Consider the following 20,629-nt stretch of genomic DNA (forward strand, 5'->3'; position numbering starts at 1 on the left):
CGCTGCTTCACGTCTCAGGCACACCTTGACACGCCGACCGCCGCCCTAACTGAACGGCGTTGGGCCTAGACGACGTCCTCGACCTCCACGCTCATCTGGGCCTCGAGCGTCTGCTCGCGGACCCGCCGGGCGGCGTCGCCGTCCGCGAACACCCGGCGCAGGTCGGCCAGCGCGGGCTCCGGCGGATTCAGCGACACGGCGGGGTCGACCACCGCCTCCAGCACGCTGGGCCGGTCCGCGGCGAGCACCTCGTCCCAGGCCGGGCCGACCAGGTCCGGCCGGTCGACCCGGACTCCGTGCAGGCCGAGCAGCCGGGCCCAACCGGCGTACGGCACGTCCGGTCGCCGGTCAGCCAGCTCCCCGGTCGGCCGCCGCCCGCCGCCCATCCCCGAGTGGTCCCGGTTGTTCAGCACCAGGACCACCAGCCGCGGGTCCCGCCACTCCCGCCAGTGGTGCGCCACGGTGATCAGTTCGGCCAACCCGTTGAGCTGCATCGCGCCGTCGCCGAGCAGGGCGATCACCGGCTCGTCCGGGCGGGCCAGCTTGGCGGCCACCGCGTACGGCAGGGCGCAACCCACCGAGCCGAGCGTCCCGCAGAGGTGGGCGCGGACGCCCGGGGGCAGTTGCAGGTGCCGGGCATACCAGTAGAGGACCGACCCGACGTCGACGGCGACCGAGCCGGTCCGGGGCACCCGGGTGGCGAGCTCGTGCAGTACGAGCTGCGGGTTGACCGGCTCGGCCGGGGCGGCGGCCCGCTCGGCGGCGGCCTGTCGCCAGCGGTCCACCGAGCCCTCGACGACCCCCCGCCACTGCTCGTTGGGCCGGTCGGCGACCCGGCCCAGCAACGCGCTCAGCGTGTCGCCGGCGTCGCCGACCAGCGGGACGTCCACGGGATACCGGGCGCCGATCCGCCGCCCGTCGATGTCGATCTGGATGGTCCGCACCTGTCCCGGCATCGGCAGGTAGTCCGTCCACGGGTCGTTCGTGCCGACCAGCAGCAGGGTGTCGCAGCCTCCCATCAGCTGGGCGGCGGCGGTGGTGCCGACCTCGCCGAGCACCCCGGTGTGGAACGGCAGCCGCTCGTCCAGCACCGGCTTGCCGAGCAGCGAGGTGGCCACCCCGGCGCCGAGCCGGTCGGCCAGCGCCACTATCTGGTCGGCGGCGCCGTGCCCGCCCTGACCGACCAGGATCGCCACCCGCCGGCTGCCGGACAGCAGCGCCGCGGCGGCGTCCAGGTCGGCGTCGTGCGGCAGCACCCGGGCCAGCGGCTCCCCCGGGGTCGCCGTCAGCACGCCCGCGGTCTGCGGCAGCAGGTCCGGCACCACGGCCACCTGCAGCGCGCGCGGCAGCACCACGCAGGTCGGGCTGCGGGTGGCGGCGGCGGTACGGAACGCCTGGTCGAGAAGGGCGGGCACCTGTTCGGGCGTCCGCCCGTACCGGACGAACTGGTTGCAGACGTCGCCGAAGAGCCGGCTCAGCCCGATCTCCTCGTGCGCGCCGCCGAGCGGGCCGGTGACGTCCTCGCCCACGATCGCCACCACCGGCTTGCTGTCCAGCTTGGCGTCGTAGAGGCCGTTGAGCAGGTGCACCGCGCTGGGCCCCTGGGTGGCCAGGCAGACCCCGATGTCCCCGGTGAACTTGGCGTGGCCGGTCGCCATGAAGGCGGCGGTCTCCTCGTGCCGGGCCGGGATGAACTGCGGATCCCCGCCGGCGCGGTCCAGCGCCGCCACCAGCGGGGCGATCGGCTCCCCCGGGCAACCGAAGGCGCGGGGGACCCGCCAGGCACGCAGCCGTTCCACCACCAGGTCGGCGATCGTCCGGTCAGCCATTGCCCCGCCCGGGGGTGCCGGCGTCGACGTAGCGCAGCACCGCGCCGACGCCGTCGGTGAGCTCCGGCGCTTCCTCCGGCGCCAGCACGGTCAGCTCGGCGTCGGTGCCGACCAGCGCCCGGAGCAGGGCGGCGTCGGCGCGGACCCGTTGCGGGTCGGCCACCGACATGTCCAGCAGCTGCGCGGGGTCGGTGGCGATCTCCGTCGGTTCCGGGCCGATCCAGAGTTTGCCGTTGGCGGAGGGGTCGTCGACGATCAGCATCGTGTCGACCTGGTTGCGTTGCAGCGCGGAGACCACCGCGTCCAGGCCCGCGCCGACGTCCTCCTGCACGCCGAACCGGTCGAGCGCGGTGGTGATCCGCTGGTCGGCGACCTCGGCGATGGTCTGCACGGTGAGGTCGTCCATCCGCATCGGGTCGGCGCCGTCGGTCCGGGAGCCGGCGTCGGTGCGGACCAGCACGTCCTGCCAGCGTTCGGGCATCTGGGCGGCGATCATGCCGGTGGCTCGGATGTCGCCGGCGACCACCACCACGTCGGCGCCCACCTTCTCGGCCAGCTGCACGGTGGCCGCGACGGCGTCCCCGGCGTTGTGGTGCCAGGCCTCCATCGCCGCCCGTTGGTAGCGGGACTGGGACCAGCCGCCGGGGTTGACCCGGCGCAGTTGGAAGTTCTCCCGACCCTTGACGTGCGCCTTGCGGGGCACTCCGCCGGCGCTGACCGCGATGGCGTCCGCGCCGCTGCGGTCGGCGAGCACCCGCACCCAGGCGACCTGCTCACCGCGTTGGGCGACCAGCGGCATGGTGTGCGGCAGGGTGGCGAAGCTGGCCAGGTCCCGCAGCGGCGGCGCGGACAGGTACTCGGAGAGCACCACCCGCCCGCCGGTGGCGAAGACGGCCAGCCCGTAGTCCCCCGCCATCGGGTCGTGCCCACGGACCACCCGCTCGACCGCGTCGATGGTCGCCGGGTCGGCTCCCTGCTCCAGCAGTCGGCCCTTGAGGGCCCGCCAGCGCAGGTCCAACGCGGGACGGGAGTCGTGCGTGTCCCGGGAGGCGTCCAGGTAGACCGAGCACCACGGCCCGGGACGGTTGTAGAGCGGGCGCAGGAAGGACAGCTGCATGCTCGACCCCTTTCCAGCTCGGCCGCACGCATACCCGCGCGGCCCCGGATGTCACCTGACGGCCCCCGCGTGACCGTCGTTCATTCATGTCGTTCAACCCGGGGAGCCGATACCATGAGTGAACGAAACGGGACTCTCGGTGGTGATCATGGATAATGACCTCCACATCCGGCGCGCGGTCCATCCCGCGGAGCGGATCGTCACCGGGCGGGTGGTCCGGTTGCTGGAGGGCTACCCCCGCGAGGTGCGGGTGGGCCAGCCGGTGCTGGTGGCGGTGCTCACCGCGGCGGGCGTGATGGGGCTGCTGATGCTGCTGGTGCGGTCGCTGCTGAGCAGCGGCGGCGGGGGCGCGCGGCGCAGCTTCAAGGAGTTGAAGAAGGGGCCCGAGTTTCTGGTGACCCCGCTGCGGCTGCGCGACGGCGCGGACCGGCTGCTGGAGGTGGAACTGCACGGCCACCTGCCGCAGAGCGCCCTGCACCCCGCGGACCACGTGCAGCTCACCCTGCGCCCCCAGCGCGACCCGGAACTGCCGCCGCGGATCGAACGGATCGTCAACCTGACCACCGGCCAGCTGCTCACCCCGCGTACCGCGACGGTCTGGTCCCACCTCGGTCCGCCGCTGCTGCTCCAGGCGGCGCTCGGCGCGCTGCTGCTGGTCGGGGTCGCCGCCTGGTCGGCGCTCGGCTGAGGTTTCCGCCCGGCCGGTCGGGGGCACCGGTGCGGCCATGTTCACCGGATTCACCCTCGAGGAGATCGACGTCGGCCCGGTGCGGCTGCGGGTCCGGCACGGCGGATCGGGGTCGCCGGTGGTGCTGCTGCACGGGCACCCGCGTACCCACGCCACCTGGCACCGGGTCGCCCCGCTGCTGGCCGACCGGCACACCGTGATCTGCCCGGACCTGCGGGGTTACGGCGGCTCGTCGAAGCCACCGAGCGACCGGGCGCACACCACGTACGCCAAGCGGGCCATGGCCGCGGACGTGGTGGGGCTGCTCGACGCGCTCGGCCACGACCGGGCGGCGGTGGTCGGCCATGACCGGGGCGCGTACGTGGCGATGCGGACGGCGCTGGACCATCCGGCCCGGGTGTCGCGGCTCGGGGTGCTCGACGGGGTGCCGATCGGTGAGGCGCTGGCCCGCTGCGACGCCCGGTTCGCGGCCCGCTGGTGGCACTGGTTCTTCCTCGGCCAGCTCGACAGGCCCGCGGAGCGGGTGATCAACGTCGATCCGGACGCCTGGTACGGCGGCTCGCCCGCGGCGATGGGCGAGGAGGCGTACGCCGACTACCGTCGGGCCATCCACGACCCGGCTACGGTGCACGCGATGTGCGAGGACTACCGGGCCGGCCTGGGACCGGACCGGGCGGCGGACGACGCGGACCGGGCGGCCGGCCGGCGGATCGTCTGCCCGGTGCTGTTCGTGTGGTCCGAGCGGGACGACATGGTCGACCTCTACGGCGACCCGGCGGCCATCTGGCGGGACTGGGCCGACGACGTCCGCGCCGCGTCGGTGGACTCCGGGCACCACATGGCCGAGGAGGCGCCGGAGCGGCTCGCCGCGGTGCTGGCCGACTTCCTGGCCGGCTGAGCGGCGCGGCCCGGCAAACGGGCGGCGTGGGTCGGCCGTGGCGGTCGGCCGGCGGGTCAGCCGACCGGGGTGAGGCTGCGCGCCGGGGTCGAGGCGTCGTCCAGCAGGCCGCGCCGGCGGGCCCAGCGCTCGAAGACCAGGGTGGCGAACGGCGGCACCGCGCAGGCCAGCGCCAGCACGGTGGTCAGCAGGCGCCACCGGCGCAGCCGGGCCACCACGAGGACGAGGATGCCGTAGACCACGAAGAGCGCGCCGTGGATCGGCCCGAAGACGTGCACGCCGATCTCGTTGGCCGGCGGGCCGTACTTGACCGCCATGCCGGCCAGCAGGGCCAGCCAGGAGCAGGCCTCGGCGATCGCCGCCGCCACGAACAGCGTGGTCATCTTCTCGCGCATCGCCTCTCCCCACGGGTCGCCGGCCATGCTAGCCAGCGCGCCGGGCGGGACGGGGCGCGCGGACGCCGGACGCGACGGGGATCACGAGGGCCGTGGCCGGGTAGGTAAAGGACCTTCGGGTCTTCCCCGCTCCGCCGTGACGTGCGAGGTTAGGGGAACCAGCGGTGACAGGGTGGTGACCATGGGCGAGGACGTCGGCACGCGGACCTTCAGCCGGGAGGATCGGGCCCGCTACCGGGAGAAGGTACGCCGCTGCCTCGACGTCTTCGCCGAGATGCTGCGCGAGTCGCGGTTCGACGTGGAGCGGCCGATGACCGGCCTGGAGATCGAGCTGAACCTGGTCGACGAGGACTCGCAGCCGGCCATGCGCAACGCCGACGTGCTGGCCGCCATCGCCGACCCGAGCTTCCAGACCGAGCTGGGCCAGTTCAACGTCGAGATCAACGTGGCGCCGCGCCGGCTGGTCGGCACCGGCACCGCGCAGTTCGAGGAGCACGTCCGGGCCAGCCTGAACGCGGCCGAGGAGAAGGCCCGTACGGTCGACGCGCACATGGTGATGATCGGGATCCTGCCCACCCTGCGCCCCGAACACCTGACCGCCGAGACGCTCTCGGCGAATCCCCGCTACACGCTGCTGAACGAGCAGATCTTCGCCGCCCGCGGCGAGGACCTGCGGATCTCGATCAGCGGCGTGGAGCGGCTGGCCACCACCGCGGACACCATCACCCCCGAGGCGGCCTGCACCAGCACCCAGGTCCACCTCCAGGTCAGCCCCGCCCAGTTCGCCGACTACTGGAACGCCGCCCAGGCGATCGCCGGCATCCAGGTCGCCCTCGGCGCGAACTCGCCGCTGCTCTTCGGCCGGGAGCTGTGGCGGGAGACCCGGGTGCCGCTCTTCCAGCAGGCCACCGACACCCGCCCCGAGGAGATCAAGGCCCAGGGGGTACGCCCCCGGGTCTGGTTCGGCGAGCGCTGGATCACCAGCGTCTTCGACCTGTTCGAGGAGAACGTGCGCTACTTCCCGGCGCTGCTGCCGGTCTGCGACCCGGAGGACCCGGCGGAGACCCTGGCGGCCGGGGACGTGCCGAAGCTCGCCGAGATGCGACTGCACAACGGCACCATCTACCGCTGGAACCGCCCCGTTTACGACGTGCTGAAGGGACGCCCGCACCTGCGGGTGGAGAACCGGGTGCTGCCCGCCGGCCCGACCGTGGTGGACACCATCGCCAACAGCGCCTTCTACTTCGGGCTGGTCCGCGCCCTGGCCGAGTCGGACCGGCCACTGTGGTCGCAGATGTCGTTCAGCGCGGCCGAGGAGAACTTCACCAACTGTGCCCGGCACGGCATCGACGCCCAGGCGTTCTGGCCCGGGCTGGGCTACCTGCCGGTGACCGAGCTGGTGCTGCGCCGGCTGCTGCCGCTGGCGTACCACGGGCTGGACCGGTGGGGGCTCGAGCCGACCGAGCGGGACCGGCTGCTCGGCATCGTCGAGCAGCGCTGCCTGACCGGGCGCAACGGCGCGACCTGGCAGGTGGAGACGCTGCACCGGTTCGAGTCCGCCGACCACCTGGACCGGCCCGAGGCGCTGCGCGAGGTGGTCCGGCACTACGTGGAGCTGATGCACAGCAACCGCCCGGTGCACGAGTGGCCGATCCCCTGACCGACCCCCTCTCCCCTCCGCCGTCACCTATTGACTTTCGATAGCTAACGAGTGAAACTCGATGCATGCTCACCGTGCATCGAGTGGTGGGCCCGCTCAAAGTCTTCCTCGCGCTGCTGTTCGGGGTGCTGGTCCTGTTCCAGACCATGTCGCTGCCCGGGCAGTTCGCCTACATGGCCAAGGAGTCCCCGGACGAGGCGTACCTCAGGTGGCCGCTGACGGCCATCACGGTCTTCTGGGTGCTCTGCGTCCAGGTGGTGATCGTGGCCACCTGGAAGCTGCTCACCCTGGTCAAGAAGGACCGGATCTTCACCGAGGCCTCGCTGGTGTGGGTGGACGCGATCGTCTGGGCCATCGTCGCCGCGGGGGCGGTGCTCTTCGGCGTGGACCTCTACGTCGCCGCGAAGGCCGACGATCCGGGGCTGCCGCTCCTGCTGTTCCTCATGTCGATCGGCGTCGCCGTGCTGGCGCTGCTGATGCTGGTGATGCGGGCGCTGCTGCGGCAGGCCACCTCGCTGCGGACCGACATGGAAGCGGTGATCTGATGCCCATCGTCGTGCGCATCGACGTCGAGCTGGCCAAACGCAAGATGAGCGTGGGCGAGTTCGCCGAGCGGGTCGGGCTCACCCCGGCGAACGTGGCCGTGCTCAAGAACGGGCGCGCCAAGGCCGTCCGCTTCAGCACCCTCGAAGCCATGTGCCGGGTGCTCGACTGCCAGCCCGGCGACCTCCTCGAATGGGTCGAGGAATGACGACAGGAGACCGCATGAAGTACCTCCTGGCCATCGTCGCCATCCTCGCCATCGCGCTCGGCGTCGCCGGCATCGTGCACGGAGAGGCCGATGACTCGCCGGGCCTCCAGCTTTTGGGCGTAGCGCTCATCGTCGGCGCGGTTGCGTTCGGCGTGCGGCTCGCCCGACGCAGCAGGTAGCAGTACAGCCGCCGGCGCTCAGCCGCGCCGCCGATCTCGGGGCAGCTCGACGCCGCCCACGCCCGCCTGGGCACCCATCGGCCGAGCAGGCGTTCGTGCCAGGCCAGCGCCGCCGGGTAGTCGCTGACGGGAATCCCCGCGAACAGGTAGCGGGTGATCAGAGCGCCACGATGGCGGCCGACTCCGGCGGCAGCTCGATCCCGTCGCGCATCACGGTGACGCCGGTGCCGGTGGCCAGCAGCACGTTGCGCACCATCCCGGGCAGGTTGATCCGCTGTGACTTGCCGGCGAGGTTCGCCACCACCAGGCATTCGCCCCGGCGCATCACCAGGAACTGGTCGCCGTGCCGGACGTCGACCGCGTGCAGCCGCGGGTCGGACAGGTCGGGACGGCTCTTGCGCAGCGCGATCAGCCGCCGGTAGAAGTCGTACATCTCGCGGTGCTCGGGCTTGTCCAGCTCGGCCCAGTCCAGCCGGGAGCGGACGAAGGTCTGCGGGTCCTGCGGGTCGGGCACGTCGCCGGGCGGCCAGCCGTGCGCGGCGAACTCGCGCTTTCGCCCGGTCGCCACCGCGGTGGCCAGTTCCGGCTCCGGGTGGCTGGTGAAGAACTGCCACGGGGTGCTGGCCGCCCACTCCTCCCCCATGAACAGCATCGGGGTGAACGGCGCGGTCATCAGCAGGGTGGCGCCGACCCGCAGCAGCGCCGGCGAGAGCGTCGCGGAGATCCGATCGCCGGTGGCCCGGTTGCCGATCTGGTCGTGGTTCTGCAGGTACGCCACGAAGCGGTGCCCCGGGGTGCGCTGCCGGTCGACCGGCCGGCCGTGGCCGCGGTTGCGGAAGCTGGACCAGCTGCCGGCGTGGAAGAACGCGCCGGTCAGCACGTCGGCGAGGCATTCCAGCGAGCCGAAGTCGCCGTAGTAGCCCTGCCGTTCGCCGGTGAGCAGGCTGTGCAGGGCGTGGTGGGCGTCGTCGTTCCACTGGGCGTGCAGGCCGTAGCCGCCGGCCTCGCGCGGGGTGATCACCTTCGGGTCGTTGAGGTCGGACTCGGCGATCAGCGACAGCGGCCGACCCAGGTGGGTGGAGAGGGCCTCCACCTCGACCGCCACCTCCTCCAGAAAGTGGGTGGCCCGGGAGTCCGGCATGGCGTGCACGGCGTCCAGCCGCAGCCCGTCGACGTGGTAGTCGCGCAGCCACATCAGCACGCTGTCGATGATGTAGCGGCGTACCCCGTCGGAGTGCGGGCCGTCCAGGTTGACCGTCCGGCCCCAGGTGTTGCGCTGCTCGGTGAGGTACGGCGCGAACATCGGCGCGTAGGCCCCGGAGGGCCCGAAATGGTTGTAGACGACGTCGAGGATCACCCCCAACCCCTTGGCGTGCGCGGCGTCGACCAGGCGTTTCAGCCCGTCCGGCCCGCCGTACGGCTGGTGCGGGGCGTACCAGCAGACCCCGTCGTAGCCCCAGTTGTGCTCGCCGTTGAAGGCGTTGACCGGCAGCAGCTCGATCATGTCCACGCCGAGGTCGACGAGGTGGTCGAGACGGCCGATGACGGCGTCGAACGTGCCCTCCGGGGTGAAGGTGCCGACGTGCAGTTCGTAGAGGAGGCTGCCGGGCAGTTGCCGGCCGGTCCAGCCCCGATCGGTCCAGTGGTAGGCGGCGTGGTCGTAGAGCCGGCTCGGCCCGTGCACCCCGGCGGGCTGCCAGGCCGACCGCGGGTCGGGCAGGGCCCGGTCGTCGTCGTCGAGCAGGAACGCGTAGTCGGTGCCCGGCCCGGTGCCCGGCACCTCGACCCGCCACCAGCCGTCCGGGCCGGCGCGCATCTCATGGTCGGCGGCGCCGGGCAGGCGCAGCCGGACCCGGGCGGCCTCGGGCGCCCACACCGTGAACTCGGTCATGCGGCAGCCTCCACGGAGTCGGTGGGAGCCAGCAGGGCGACGGGATAGGTGCTCAGCAGATCATGCATGAGCAGCTCAGAGCCACTGTAGACCCGCCCGGTGAACATGTCAGCGACCGAATGAACGGGAAGTGACAGGGTTGTGTCCCGCCAGCCGCCGGCCCGGTTCAGCCGCAGCGGCAGCCGGGTGGCCACCGCGATCGCGCCGCCCCGGTCGAAGGCGAGCGCGTGCCGCGCGGCCGGGCCGCGCGCCGGCACCGGGCGGTAGCCGGCGAACAGCTCGGGGCGGTCCCGGCGCAGCCGCAGCGTCCGGGAGACCACCAGCAGCTTCGCCGCGCCGTCGGCGGCCACCTCGGGCCGCCAGCCGCCGTCGAGCCGGGCCAGCAGGTCCCGTCGTACGGCGAAGTCGACCGGCCGGCGGTTGTCCGGGTCGACCAGCGAGTTCTCCCAGAGTTCGGTGCCCTGGTAGGTGTCCGGCACACCCGGCATGGCGAGCTGGACCAGCTTCTGGGCGAGCGAGTTGGACCAACCGGCCGGGGTGATCCCGGCGGCGAACGCGGTGATCTCGGCGTGCAGGCCCGGGTCGTCGTACATCCGGTCGACCAGGGCGTGCAGCTGGCGTTCGAAGGCCAGGTCCGGGTCGGCCCAGCTGGTGGAGAGCGAGGCCTCCCGGGCGGCCTTCTCCACGTACGCGTGCAGCCGGTCCCGCTCGATCGGCCAGGCCCCGACGGCGGTCTGCCAGAGCAGGTGGGCGAAGGCGCGGTCGGCCAGTGGCGCGCGGGACATCCAGTCCGTCACCTGCTCGGCCCAGCGGCCGGGCAGCTCGGACAGGACGGCGAGCCGGGCCCGGACGTCCTCGCCGCGCTTGGTGTCGTGGGTGGAGAGGGTGGTCATGCTGGCCGGCCAGCGTACCTGCCGGGCGGCGGCGAACCGGTGGAACTCGGCCGGCGGCACGCCGAAGTGCGCGGGGCTGCCGCCGACCTCGTTGAGCGCGACGAACCGGCTCCACCGGTAGTAGGCGGTGTCCTCGACGCCCTTGGCCATCACCGCGCCGGTGAGCTGCGGGAAACGGGCGGCCAGCTCGTGCCGGGGGTCACGCAGCCGGGCGGTGACCGCGTCCAGGGTGGCGGTCAGGTCGGGGCGGCGCCGGCCCGCCTCCGACCGGGCGGCGGCCAGGTGTCGGGCACCCTCGGGCGGGTAGCCGCGGTAGACCGGGAAGCAGGCGGCCAGCTCGGCCAGCGCCGCCCGGGCGTCCTGCTGGTCGAGGTCGGGGACGAGCGCGGCGAGCCGGCTCAGCTCAGCGGCGAGCAGCCGGGTGGCGGCCGCCAGCTTGGTGTCGTGGGTCAGGTCCTGCCAGGAGGTGTGGTGGCCGGTCAGCCGGGCGTCGAGCGCGGTGAAGTCGCCCTCGGTGTCCGGGTCGACGAAGAGCCCGCTGACCGCCGCCAGGGCGTCGTAGCCGGTGGTGCCGTCGACCGGCCAGGCCGGCAGCTCCTCGCCGTACTCGAGGATCTTCTCCACCACCAGCCACGCGGCCGGCGCGGCCGCGCGCAGCCGGGCCAGGTAGCCGGCGGGGTCGCGCAGCCCGTCCGGGTGGTCGACCCGGACGCCGTCCAGCTCGCCGGCGTCGGCCCAGCGCAGGATCTCGGCGTGGGTCGCGGCGAAGACCGCCGGGTCCTCCACCCGCAGGCCGGCCAGGTCGGAGACGGCGAAGAACCGGCGGTACGTGAGCTCGGCGTCGCCGCGCCGCCAGGAGATCAGCTCGTAGTGCTGCCGGTCGTGCACCTCGCGGGGGCTGCCCGCGCCGGTGCCGTCGGCGATCGGGAAGCGGTGCTCGTGGTAGCGCAGCTCCCCCTCGACCACCTTGAGGTCCTCGAGGGCGTCCGGGCTGTCGGCGAGCACCGGCAGCAGCAGCCGGCCGCGGTCCCAGTCGATGTCGAACCAGTCGGCGTACGCCGAGTCCCGGCCCCGGCGAAGCACGTCCCACCAGGCCGGGTTGGCCGCCGGTTGGGCGACCCCGGCGTGGTTCGGCACGATGTCCACGACCAGGCCGAGGCCGGCGGCGCGCAGCGCGCGGACCAGCCGCTGGCGACCGGCCTCGCCGCCGAGTTCCGGGTTGACCGCCCGGTGGTCGACCACGTCGTAGCCGTGCGCGGAGCCGGGGGTGGCGGCGAGCAGCGGCGCGCTGTAGAGGTGGGTGACGCCGAGGTCGGCGAGGTAGTCGGCGAGCCCAGCGGTGGTGCCGAGGTCGAAGCCGGGCCGGATCTGGACGCGGTAGGTCGACCCGACCCGCGTCGTCGCTGCCGCCGTCACGTCAGGTTGAGGGGTGTCGGACATGTCAGGCCGTCCTCTCGAGGACCAGCAGGGAGCGGTCGGGTACGCAGACCGTGCCGCCCGCCTCCACCAGGGTGGTCTTCTCCGGGTCCGGTTCCGCGGTGCTGATCACCAGCTCCCACCGCTGCCCGAACTCCTCCCCGGGCAGGGTGAAGTCCAGCGGCGCGTCGTGCGCGTTGAACAGCAGCAGGAACGAGTCGTCCCGGTGGCGCTGGCCGTACTGGCCGCGCTCCGGGATGCCGTCGCCGTTGACGAAGAGGGCCACCGAGCGGCCGAAGTCGTTGCCCCAGTCCTCGCCGGTCATCTCCCGGCCGTCCGGGGTGTACCAGGCCAGGTCGGGCAGGCCCGATCCGGCGGCCCGGCCGCCCACCGGCAGCCCGGTGAAGAACCGGCGCCGGCGGAACACCTGGTGGCGGGTGCGGAAGTCGGTGAGCCGCCGGACGAACGCGAGCAGCTCGGCGTCGGCGGTGTCCCAGTCGACCCAGGCAAGCTCGCTGTCCTGGCAGTACGCGTTGTTGTTGCCGTGCTGGGTGCGGCCCAGCTCGTCTCCGTGGCCGATCATCGGCACGCCCTGGGAGAGCATCAGGGTGGCCAGGAAGTTGCGCCGCTGCCGGGCCCGCAGGGCCAGCACCGCCGGGTCGTCGGTCTCCCCCTCGACCCCGCAGTTCCAGGACCGGTTGTGGCTCTCGCCGTCCCGGTTCTCCTCGCCGTTGGCCTCGTTGTGCTTGTCGTTGTAGGACACCAGGTCGTTGAGGGTGAAGCCGTCGTGGCAGGTGACGAAGTTGATGCTGTGGAAGGGACGGCGGCCGTCGTCCTGGTAGAGGTCGGCGGAGCCGGAGATGCGGGAGGCGAACTCGGCGAGGATGGCCGGCTCGCCGCGCCAGAAGTCCCGCACGGTGTCCCGGTACTTGCCGTTCCACTCGGTCCACTGCGGCGGGAAGTTGCCGACCTGGTAGCCGCCGGGCCCGACGTCCCACGGCTCGGCGATCAGCTTGACCTGGCTGACGACCGGGTCCTGCTGCACCACCTCGAAGAAGGTGGAGAGGCGGTCCACCTCGTAGAACTCGCGGGCCAGCGTGGCGGCGAGGTCGAACCGGAAGCCGTCGACGTGCATCTCGGTCACCCAGTAGCGCAGCGAGTCCATGATCAACTGGAGCGAGTGCGGGCTGCGCACGTTGAGGCTGTTGCCGGTGCCGGTGTAGTCGACGAAGTACCGCCGGTCGGATTCACTGAGCCGGTAGTAGCCGGCGGTGTCCACGCCCTTGAAGCTCAGCGTCGGGCCCAGGTGGTTGCCCTCCGCGGTGTGGTTGTAGACCACGTCGAGGATCACCTCGATGCCGGCGGCGTGCAGCGCCTTGACCATGCCGCGGAACTCCTGCACCTGCTGGCCGAGGCGGCCCAGGGCGGAATAGCCCTGGTGCGGGGCGAAGAAGCCGATGGTGTTGTAGCCCCAGTAGTTGCGCAGCCCCAGGTCGGCCAGGCGGTGGTCGTGCACGAACTCGTGCACCGGCATCAGCTCGACCGCGGTCACCCCGAGCCGCTTGAAGTGGTCGATCATGACCGGTGAGGCGATCGCCGCGTACGTGCCGCGCAGCTCCTCCGGGATGTCCGGGTGCCGCATGGTCAGCCCGCGCACGTGCGCCTCGTAGATCACCGAGTGGTGGTACGGGGTTCGCGGCGGCTTGTCATTGCCCCAGTCGAAGTACGGGTTGACCACCACGGACTTCGGCACGAACGGCGCCGAGTCGAGCTCCGACATCCGGTCCGGCTCGCCGAGCACGTAGTCGTAGACGGCCGGGCCCCAGGAGACCTCCCCGTCGACCGCCTTGGCGTACGGGTCGAGCAGCAGCTTGTGCGGGTTGCAGCGCACCCCGTCAGCCGGGTCGTACGGGCCGTGGACCCGATAGCCGTAGCGCTGGCCCGGCTCGATCCCCGGGATGTACGCGTGCCAGACGTAGGCGTCGACCTCGCGCAGCTCGACCCGGCGCTCGGCGCCGGTGTCCCACTCGTCGAACAGGCAGAGCTCGACCTTCTCGGCCACCTCGGAGAAGATCGCGAAGTTCGTGCCCATCCCGTCGTAGGTGGCGCCCAGGGGATAGCTGTCGCCCGGCCAGACCTGCATGTCGCTCCTTCGGCACCTGATCATGAGCGCACCGAACGGGCGGACCGCCGGTGCGCACGCCGCTAATGCCCCGTCGCCGGAGCGGTCAACCCACCCGTTCGGACCACACCCGATATCCACCAACGTGACCTTCGATGGACCTTTGGGTGTCTTCGGTCACGATAGGCCTTTTCGAGATGCGCGGGACGGCCCGATGCCCTTTGCTTGATGCGGACGCGTCCGCGTGGGCGGGTCCGCTCGGCCTCTCGGCCTCCCCCACCCCTCTTTCCGCCGCCACCGTTGCCGGCGCGACCCTTCGTGCATGGACGGAGATTGATGTGACCACCCTGCGGGTCGGCGAGCAGCCCGCCACCGCCACGGACCGGACGCACCGGCCCACCCTGACCTCCCGGCCCCAGATCCCGCAGCAGACCCCCGGCCCCGGCGTGCCCCCGCGGACCCGCCGCATCCTGATGCTCTCCTGGGAGTACCCGCCGGTGCTGGTGGGCGGGCTCGGCCGGCACGTGCACGCGCTGTCGGTCGCCCTGGCCGCCGCCGGCCACGAGGTCACCGTGGTCACCCGGCACGCCGAGGGCGCCCCGCTGGAGGAGTACGCCGATGGCGTCCGGATCCTCCGAGCGGCCGAGGACCCGGTCACCTTCCCGCTCGCCACCGGCTCCCTGCTGGCCTGGACCATGGCGTTCAACCACACGCTGACCCGGGCGGCGCTGCGCGCCGCCGAGTCCGGCGGCTACGACGTGATCCACGCCCACGACTGGCTGGTCGCGCACACCGCCATGACCCTGCGCGAGCACCTGGACGTGCCGCTGGTGAGCACCATCCACGCCACCGAGGCCGGCCGGCACCAGGGCTGGCTGCCGGAGGAGATGAACCGCACCATCCACGGCGTCGAGCAGTGGCTCAGCGCCGAGTCCGGCCGGGTCATCGTCTGCTCCGGCTACATGCGCGACGAGGTGACCGCACTCTTCGGCGTGCCGACCGGGCGGGTCGACGTGGTGCCCAACGGGGTCGAGCCGCAGCGCTGGCGGGCACCGGTCGCCGCGGTCGCCGCCGCCCGCGCCCGGTTCGCCGGAGACGGGCCGCTGGTCACGTTCGCCGGCCGGCTGGTCTACGAGAAGGGCGTGCAGCACCTGCTCGCCGGGCTGCCCCGGCTGCGCGAGCGGCACCCCGGGCTGCGCGCGGTGATCGTCGGCGACGGGCCGTACAAGCCGGCCCTCGAAGCCGAGGTGCACCGGCTCGGCCTGGACGGCACGGTGAGCATGCCCGGCTTCCTCGGCGGGGCCGACCTGCCCGCGGTGATGGCCGCCTCGGACTGCTTCGCGGTGCCGAGCATCTACGAGCCGTTCGGCATGGTGGCCCTGGAGGGCGCCGCGGCCGGCGCGCCGCTGGCGGTGGCGCGCACCGGCGGCCTGGCCGAGATCGTCGAGCCCGGCGTCACCGGGATGACCTTCGCCCCGCAGGACCCGGACGGGCTGACCGAGGCGGTGCACGCCCTGCTGTCGGACCGGGAGCACGCCCGCGCGCTGGCCCGCCGCGCCCGCACCATGGTCCACGAGCAGTACGGGTGGTCCGCCATCGCCGCCCGCACCGCCGCCACCTACGCCGCCGCGATCGCCAACGACCCCCAGTTCACCGCCGAACGCGCCGAACACCGCATGACCGTTGGTCGAGCCACCACCCCCATACCGGCCGGCAACCTCCTCACCGCCGCCGGCCTCCGCTGACCCACCCCCCGGCGGGATGGTACGACGAAGGCCGCCGAGCCCCGGGTGGGGTCGGCGGCCTTCGTGGGCGGGTGGGGCGGGGTCAGCGATCCGCGGCCGGGGGGTAGTCGCGCTCCGGGTAGCCGGTGTAGATCTGGCGCGGGCGACCGATCTTGGTCTCCGGGTCGTTGATCATCTCGCGCCACTGGGCGATCCAGCCGGGCAGCCGGCCGAGGGCGAAGAGCACCGTGAACATCTTCGTGGGGAAGCCCATGGCCTTGTAGATCAGGCCGGTGTAGAAGTCCACGTTCGGGTAGAGCCGGCGGGAGACGAAGAAGTCGTCCGCCAGGGCGATCTCCTCCAGCTCCATCGCGATGTCCAGCAGCGGGTCCGGCTTGGCCATCCGGCCCAGCACGTCCTGCGCGGCCTTCTTCACGATGGCGGCGCGCGGGTCGTAGTTCTTGTAGACCCGGTGGCCGAAGCCCATCAGCTTCACGCCGTCCTGCTTGTCCTTCACCTTCCGCACGAAGGAGCGGACGTCGCCGCCGTCGGCCTTGATCTTCTCGAGCATCTCCAGCACGGCCTGGTTGGCGCCGCCGTGCAGCGGGCCGAAGAGGGCGTTCACGCCGGCCGAGACCGAGGCGAAGAGGTTGGCGTTGCTGGAACCGACCAGCCGCACGGTCGAGGTGGAGCAGTTCTGCTCGTGGTCGGCGTGCAGGATGAACAGCATGTCCAGCACGCGGGCCATCACCGGGTCGACCTCGTACGGCTCCGCCGGGACGCCGAAGGTCATCCGGAGGAAGTTCTCCACGTAGCCCAGCGAGTTGTCCGGGTACAGCAGCGGCTGCCCGATCGACTTCTTGTAGGCGTACGACGCGATGGTGGGAACCTTCGCCATCAGCCGCACCGTGGACATCTCCACGTGCTCGGAGTCGAACGGGTCCAGGCTGTCCTGGTAGAAGGTGGAGATGGCGCTGACCGCCGACGACAGCACGGCCATCGGGTGGGCGTCGCGCGGGAAGCCGTCGAAGAAGCGGCGCATCTCCTCGTGCAGCAGGGAGTGCCGCCGGATCCGCTCGCTGAACTCGGTCAGCTGCTGCTGGGTCGGCAACTCGCCGTAGATCAGCAGGTAGGAGACCTCCAGGAAGGAGGACTTCGCGGCCAGCTGCTCGATCGGGTACCCGCGGTATCGCAGGATGCCCGCATCACCGTCGATGTAGGTGATCGCGGACGAGCAGGACGCGGTGTTGACGAAACCGGGGTCGTACGTGGTCATCCCGGTTTCCTTGAGCAGGTGGCTCACCCCGATGCCGGCGGGGCCCTCGACCGCGGACTGGACCGGCATCGACAGCTGCCCACCGGGGTGGTCGAGCTTGACTTCCGTCATGTGTTCCTCGCTTCGCCGGCAAGATCTTCGTTGAGTTGCCTTCGCTTTTACCGTAATCGCGGTATCGGGGGCACCGCTCGTCGTGGTTCCGCGGTGAGGTATGCGTCACCCGATTCCCGACTTGCCGGCTCGGAAACCCCGTGCATGACCCAGGGCAGGGCGGCAGGGACGGGGCGCGCCGGTGGCGAGGACGGTGCGGCCGGGGGCGGGAAGCCGGCCTCAGGAGAGGGCGAGCCGGCGCAACGCGCCGTCGGCGCCCACCCGGTAGACGTCGAGGCGGTTGGCGCCGGCGGTGAAGAGCCGGTCGTCGGGCAGCAGCGCCGCGAAGCGCCGGCCACCCCGGTCGGGCGGCACGACCGGGACGACGGCGGCGACCGTGCCGTTGACCGCCACCGCCAGCATCGTCCCGTCCGGCACCGCGGCCGGCACGGTCCCCCAGACCAGGGCCGGCAGCTCGCCGTGCGCCGGGTCGACGGCGCGGAACGCGGCGAGGTTCGCCACCTTCGCCGTACCGCCAGCCGCCCGCTCCCCCACCCGGGTGCCCACCAGCGGATCCGGGATCGGCGTGGCCGGCGGCGACGGCACCCCGCCGGTGATCGTCACCGGCTGGCCCGGGCGGTCGTAGAAGCGCTTGTCGGCGCGCTCGCGCGGGGCCTGCCGGGCGGACCGGCCGTCCATCCGCCACGGGATCCGGATGTGGGCGTGATCGGCGATGGTGGGCAACAGGTCGACGTGCTCCCAGTTGCGGTCGTCCACCCGAGCGGCGCGCTGGCCGGGCTCCTTGACGAACATCGGCACCCAGGCCACCTGGTCGGCCGCGTGGTTGATCGCGTCCATCCCCCGGCCCTGCCAGTCCCTCCGGAAGCTCACCCCGTGGTCGGCGGTGACCAGGACGAGGGCCTTGTCATAGAGGCCGCTGGCGCGCAGCGTGCGCAGCGTCTCGCCGATCAGCCGGTCGGTGTAGCCGAGCTGGGCGAGGTGCCGCTGCCGGGCCAGGTCCACCCAGCCGGCGCCGTCGCTGGGCAGATCATCCGGCGCGGCGTAGTGCGCCCCGGACGGCAGGTACACCCACGGCGAGTGCGGCATCAGCAGGTGCAGGAAGTGCAGGGTGGGCCGGGACGACGGGCGCAGCCCGGCCAGGAAGCTGGTGAAGCGGGCGGGCTGGTTGTCGTCGAGGGTGTCCCAGCGGAACTTCGGGTCGGCGGGCACCGGCTCGGCGGCGTCCAGGCCCGCCTCGGCCCGGGTCAGCTCGCGGTAGGAGTTCTCCGGGTCGATCCGGCTGTCCACCGGGGCGGTGACCTGGCGCAGCAGCTTGCCGCTCTCCCGGACCAGCACGCCGAGCCCCTGCTCGGGGCTGGCCGGCTGCTCGCAACGGCTGGGCGGGCAGAGCCGGGTGATGCTCTCCTCGGCCTTGATCTCGTACAGGCCGCCGAGGGCGGTGAAGAGGTTGTCCGGGTACTGCGCGTAGTGCGGGGCGTACGGCTCGGCCGGGTAGCGGCCGGTGAGCATGGCCGGCAGCGCGTACGGCGTCCAGCCGCTGACCCCGGTGGCGTTGCGGTACCAGGTGGAACCCTGGGCCAGCTCGGCGAAGTGCGGGTAGCGGGTGGCGTCGATCCTGCCGTCGGGGCCGAGCAGCGAGACCAGCGGCAGCTCGTCCAGGACGATCATGACCACCGGCGGGTGGGCGCCCGGGCCGGCCACCCCGGCGGCGCCGGCGTGCGCCCGGGGCAGCACCACCGCCGAGGCCGGCGAGGCGAAGACGAACAGGCCGACGAAGACCGCCGGCCCGAGCGCCACCACCCGCAGCACCCGGCCGGGCGCCCGCCAGCGCCGGTGCGCGGCCGCCCCGGCCGCGCCGGCCAGGGCCGCCACCAGCAGCAGCGGTACGCCCCGCAGCGGCGTGCCGTGCCGCCCGACCTGGACGGCCAGGGCGGCCAGCAGCAGCCCGACGAGCAGCGTGTGCACCGCCGCCCGGGCGGTCCGCCCGGCCAGCAGGCTGACCGCGCCGAGCAGCGCGAACGGCAGGGTCGGCGCGATCGCGATCAGCGCCACCAGGAGCAGGATGTCGGCCCGCGAGGCGCGGTGGAACAGGAAGAAGTCGGGGCTGCGGCCGAGCACGTCCAGCAGCGGCTGGGTGACCACCAGCCCGACCAGGGCGACCACCTCGAGCAGCCGCCCCAGCTCCGCCCGCCAGGGCCGACCCGGCAGCGCCGGGGCGGACGGTACGGGTCGGACGTCGGGCGGCGCGAGCGTGCCCTCAGCCACCCACCACCGCCTGGTAGAGCGTCCGGGTGGCCGACGGCAGTTCCGCGCACCGGATGATCCGGCAGCGCGCGGCGAGCAGCCGCTCGAAGGCGTCCCGCCGGTAGTCGGGGAACAGCCCGTCCGGCTTGTTGGCCAGCAGCCGGCGGGCCATCGGGTCCTCGGGGTGGACGAACTCGACCACCAGCGCCGCGCCGGGCGCGCCCAGGTTCGCGAGCTGGTCGACCACCGCCGCCAGCGGCACGTTCCGCCCGATCGCCAGGTGGTGCACCACGGCCAGGGCGAGCACCACGTCGGCCCGGGTCCGGTCGGCGAAGCCGGCGCGCTCGACGCCGCGCCAGCCGCCGCCGGGCGAGGGATCGGCGAGGTCCATCACCAGCGGCAGGATCCGCCGCTGGCCCTCCGCCCGCAGCGCCCGGTAGAGCGCGTCGACCACCGCCGGTTCCTGCTCGACCGCGACCACGTACCCGGCGTGCCGGGCGGCGATCCGGGCGTACCGGCCGTCGTTGGCGCCCAGGTCGAGCGCCAGCGCCGGGGTGTCCGCGCCGGCCAGCGCCTCCTCGACGAACCGCTCCTTGGCCAGCCGGTCCTGCGCCGAGTAGCCGCAGGTGCGCTGGTAGTCCGACCAGTGGCTGCCGCCCGGCGGGCGGTCCAGCCGGCGGACCAGCTTCTCGATGCCGCGGACGGTCGCCGCCGCCAGCTCCCGGGAGTACCCGGCGTCGCGCAGTTGGGCCCGCACGTCGGTCGTGGTGGCACGCGAGTTGCGCCGCTGCATCGCGCCGTGCAGGTGCACGTGGGTGAGCACGCCGGGCAGCAGCCGGCGGGCGCCGCCGAAGAACCGGCGCATCTGGTCCGGCTCGATTCCGTCGACCCGGGCGCGCAGCCAGGGCTGGAAGTCGACGCCGAGATGGGCCTGGAGCAGCAACGGATAGAGCAGTGTCTGGCAGAACTGCCGGTACCCGGCCCACGGCTCGCCCTCGCGGAGCGGCTCGAAGGAACCGACGTCGATGAAGACCGGCGCGGCGCCCCGCCACTGGAGGTTGTACGCCGAGCCGTCCTTGGTGGTGAACCCGCCGTCGAGCGCCGCCCGCAGCACCTCCAGGTGCAGCAGCGCGGCGTCCCGCAGCATGCCGAACGACCACTCGTAGGGGTGTGAGACGAAGGGGATGCGCTCGTGCCGGAGCGTCGCGGACCAGGGCGGCGTGGCGGCGACCTCCTCGGTGCCGCAGACCTTCCCCTCGGCCAGCAGGGAGCGGAAGAAGCCGCTGCCCGCCAGGGCCCGCCAGTCCGCGGTCGCCCGGTCGTCGAGACCGCGCAGCACCTCGCCGTCGCGGTGGAAGACCCGGTTGGTCGGGTCGCGGAAGGATCCGGGGTCGGCCCGGAGGCCGGTGTCGGGGTGGGTCATCGCCGCTGCCGG

General features: G+C 73.0%; 16 protein-coding genes. 7 read left to right on the forward strand and 9 right to left on the reverse strand.

From position 1 onward, the window contains the following. Positions 1-65 precede the first annotated feature (65 nt). Both ACFOYX_RS13715 and ACFOYX_RS13720 read right to left on the reverse strand, forming a co-directional pair. Positions 66-1,829, reverse strand: a complete 1,764-nt coding sequence (locus tag ACFOYX_RS13715; protein WP_322441830.1) for a thiamine pyrophosphate-binding protein — start codon at positions 1,827-1,829, stop codon at positions 66-68. Further along, positions 1,822-2,946 carry a Vms1/Ankzf1 family peptidyl-tRNA hydrolase gene (locus ACFOYX_RS13720; RefSeq protein ID WP_109802495.1) on the reverse strand — a complete coding sequence of 375 codons (1,125 nt, stop codon included), beginning with the start codon at positions 2,944-2,946 and terminating at the stop codon, positions 1,822-1,824. The genes ACFOYX_RS13715 and ACFOYX_RS13720 overlap by 8 nt, the downstream gene beginning before the upstream one ends. 139 nt (positions 2,947-3,085) lie before the next feature. Between ACFOYX_RS13720 and ACFOYX_RS13725 the strand changes: the two genes are divergently transcribed. Next, a complete protein-coding gene (locus tag ACFOYX_RS13725; protein ID WP_322441884.1) occupies positions 3,086-3,634 on the forward strand; it encodes a hypothetical protein in 549 nt (182 codons plus the stop codon). A 37-nt stretch (positions 3,635-3,671) separates the two neighbouring features. After that, entirely contained in the window at positions 3,672-4,532 is an 861-nt protein-coding gene (locus ACFOYX_RS13730) for an alpha/beta hydrolase (protein ID WP_322441831.1), read from the forward strand. Positions 4,533-4,588: 56 nt separating this feature from the next. Here the strand turns inward: ACFOYX_RS13730 and ACFOYX_RS13735 are convergent, their stop codons facing one another. Next, positions 4,589-4,927 carry a DUF3817 domain-containing protein gene (locus tag ACFOYX_RS13735; RefSeq protein ID WP_322441832.1) on the reverse strand — a complete coding sequence of 113 codons (339 nt, stop codon included), beginning with the start codon at positions 4,925-4,927 and terminating at the stop codon, positions 4,589-4,591. 181 nt (positions 4,928-5,108) lie between these two features. Here ACFOYX_RS13735 and ACFOYX_RS13740 point away from each other — a divergent pair, with 181 nt between their 5' ends. The 4 genes from ACFOYX_RS13740 to ACFOYX_RS13755 all read left to right on the forward strand — a co-directional run bounded on the left by ACFOYX_RS13740 (position 5,109) and on the right by ACFOYX_RS13755 (position 7,517). After that, positions 5,109-6,587, forward strand: coding sequence for a glutamate--cysteine ligase (locus tag ACFOYX_RS13740; RefSeq protein ID WP_322441833.1), 1,479 nt, complete (start codon positions 5,109-5,111; stop codon positions 6,585-6,587). A 65-nt stretch (positions 6,588-6,652) separates the two neighbouring features. Next, complete coding sequence (locus ACFOYX_RS13745; RefSeq protein ID WP_322441834.1) at positions 6,653-7,132, forward strand: DUF2975 domain-containing protein; 480 nt, start codon at positions 6,653-6,655, stop codon at positions 7,130-7,132. Then, the gene (locus ACFOYX_RS13750) at positions 7,132-7,338 is read left to right on the forward strand and encodes a helix-turn-helix transcriptional regulator (RefSeq protein ID WP_091094605.1); all 207 of its coding nucleotides are present in this window, start codon (positions 7,132-7,134) and stop codon (positions 7,336-7,338) included. The genes ACFOYX_RS13745 and ACFOYX_RS13750 overlap by 1 nt, the downstream gene beginning before the upstream one ends. Before the next feature lie 14 nt (positions 7,339-7,352). Continuing rightward, positions 7,353-7,517 (forward strand): hypothetical protein, encoded by a 165-nt coding sequence (locus ACFOYX_RS13755; RefSeq protein WP_201749705.1) that lies wholly within the window; start codon positions 7,353-7,355, stop codon positions 7,515-7,517. Positions 7,518-7,674: 157 nt separating this feature from the next. On the opposite strand, the gene treZ is transcribed toward ACFOYX_RS13755, so the two are convergent. The 3 genes from treZ to glgX are packed head-to-tail and all read right to left on the reverse strand — an operon-like array spanning position 7,675 to position 13,860. After that, the gene (gene treZ, locus ACFOYX_RS13760; RefSeq protein ID WP_322441835.1) at positions 7,675-9,408 is read right to left on the reverse strand and encodes a malto-oligosyltrehalose trehalohydrolase; all 1,734 of its coding nucleotides are present in this window, start codon (positions 9,406-9,408) and stop codon (positions 7,675-7,677) included. Continuing rightward, positions 9,405-11,741, reverse strand: a complete 2,337-nt coding sequence (gene treY, locus ACFOYX_RS13765) for a malto-oligosyltrehalose synthase (protein ID WP_322441836.1) — start codon at positions 11,739-11,741, stop codon at positions 9,405-9,407. The genes treZ and treY overlap by 4 nt, the downstream gene beginning before the upstream one ends. Before the next feature lies 1 nt (position 11,742). After that, entirely contained in the window at positions 11,743-13,860 is a 2,118-nt protein-coding gene (gene glgX / locus ACFOYX_RS13770) for a glycogen debranching protein GlgX (protein WP_322441837.1), read from the reverse strand. 317 nt (positions 13,861-14,177) lie between these two features. Between glgX and ACFOYX_RS13775 the strand changes: the two genes are divergently transcribed. Next, entirely contained in the window at positions 14,178-15,584 is a 1,407-nt protein-coding gene (locus tag ACFOYX_RS13775) for a glycosyltransferase family 4 protein (RefSeq protein ID WP_322441838.1), read from the forward strand. Between the two features lie 82 nt (positions 15,585-15,666). Here the strand turns inward: ACFOYX_RS13775 and ACFOYX_RS13780 are convergent, their stop codons facing one another. The 3 genes from ACFOYX_RS13780 to ACFOYX_RS13790 all read right to left on the reverse strand — a co-directional run bounded on the left by ACFOYX_RS13780 (position 15,667) and on the right by ACFOYX_RS13790 (position 20,617). Then, positions 15,667-16,950: a citrate synthase gene (locus ACFOYX_RS13780; protein ID WP_322441839.1), complete on the reverse strand. Its 1,284-nt coding sequence runs from the start codon at positions 16,948-16,950 to the stop codon at positions 15,667-15,669. Between the two features lie 219 nt (positions 16,951-17,169). After that, a complete protein-coding gene (locus ACFOYX_RS13785) occupies positions 17,170-19,158 on the reverse strand; it encodes a sulfatase-like hydrolase/transferase (RefSeq protein ID WP_322441885.1) in 1,989 nt (662 codons plus the stop codon). Positions 19,159-19,207: 49 nt separating this feature from the next. Continuing rightward, complete coding sequence (locus tag ACFOYX_RS13790) at positions 19,208-20,617, reverse strand: class I SAM-dependent methyltransferase (RefSeq protein ID WP_322441840.1); 1,410 nt, start codon at positions 20,615-20,617, stop codon at positions 19,208-19,210. Positions 20,618-20,629 lie beyond the last annotated feature (12 nt).

Origin of the sequence: Micromonospora sp. GCM10011541 (assembly GCF_042650725.1) — a bacterium.
Classification (GTDB): Bacteria; Actinomycetota; Actinomycetes; order Mycobacteriales; family Micromonosporaceae; genus Micromonospora; species Micromonospora sicca.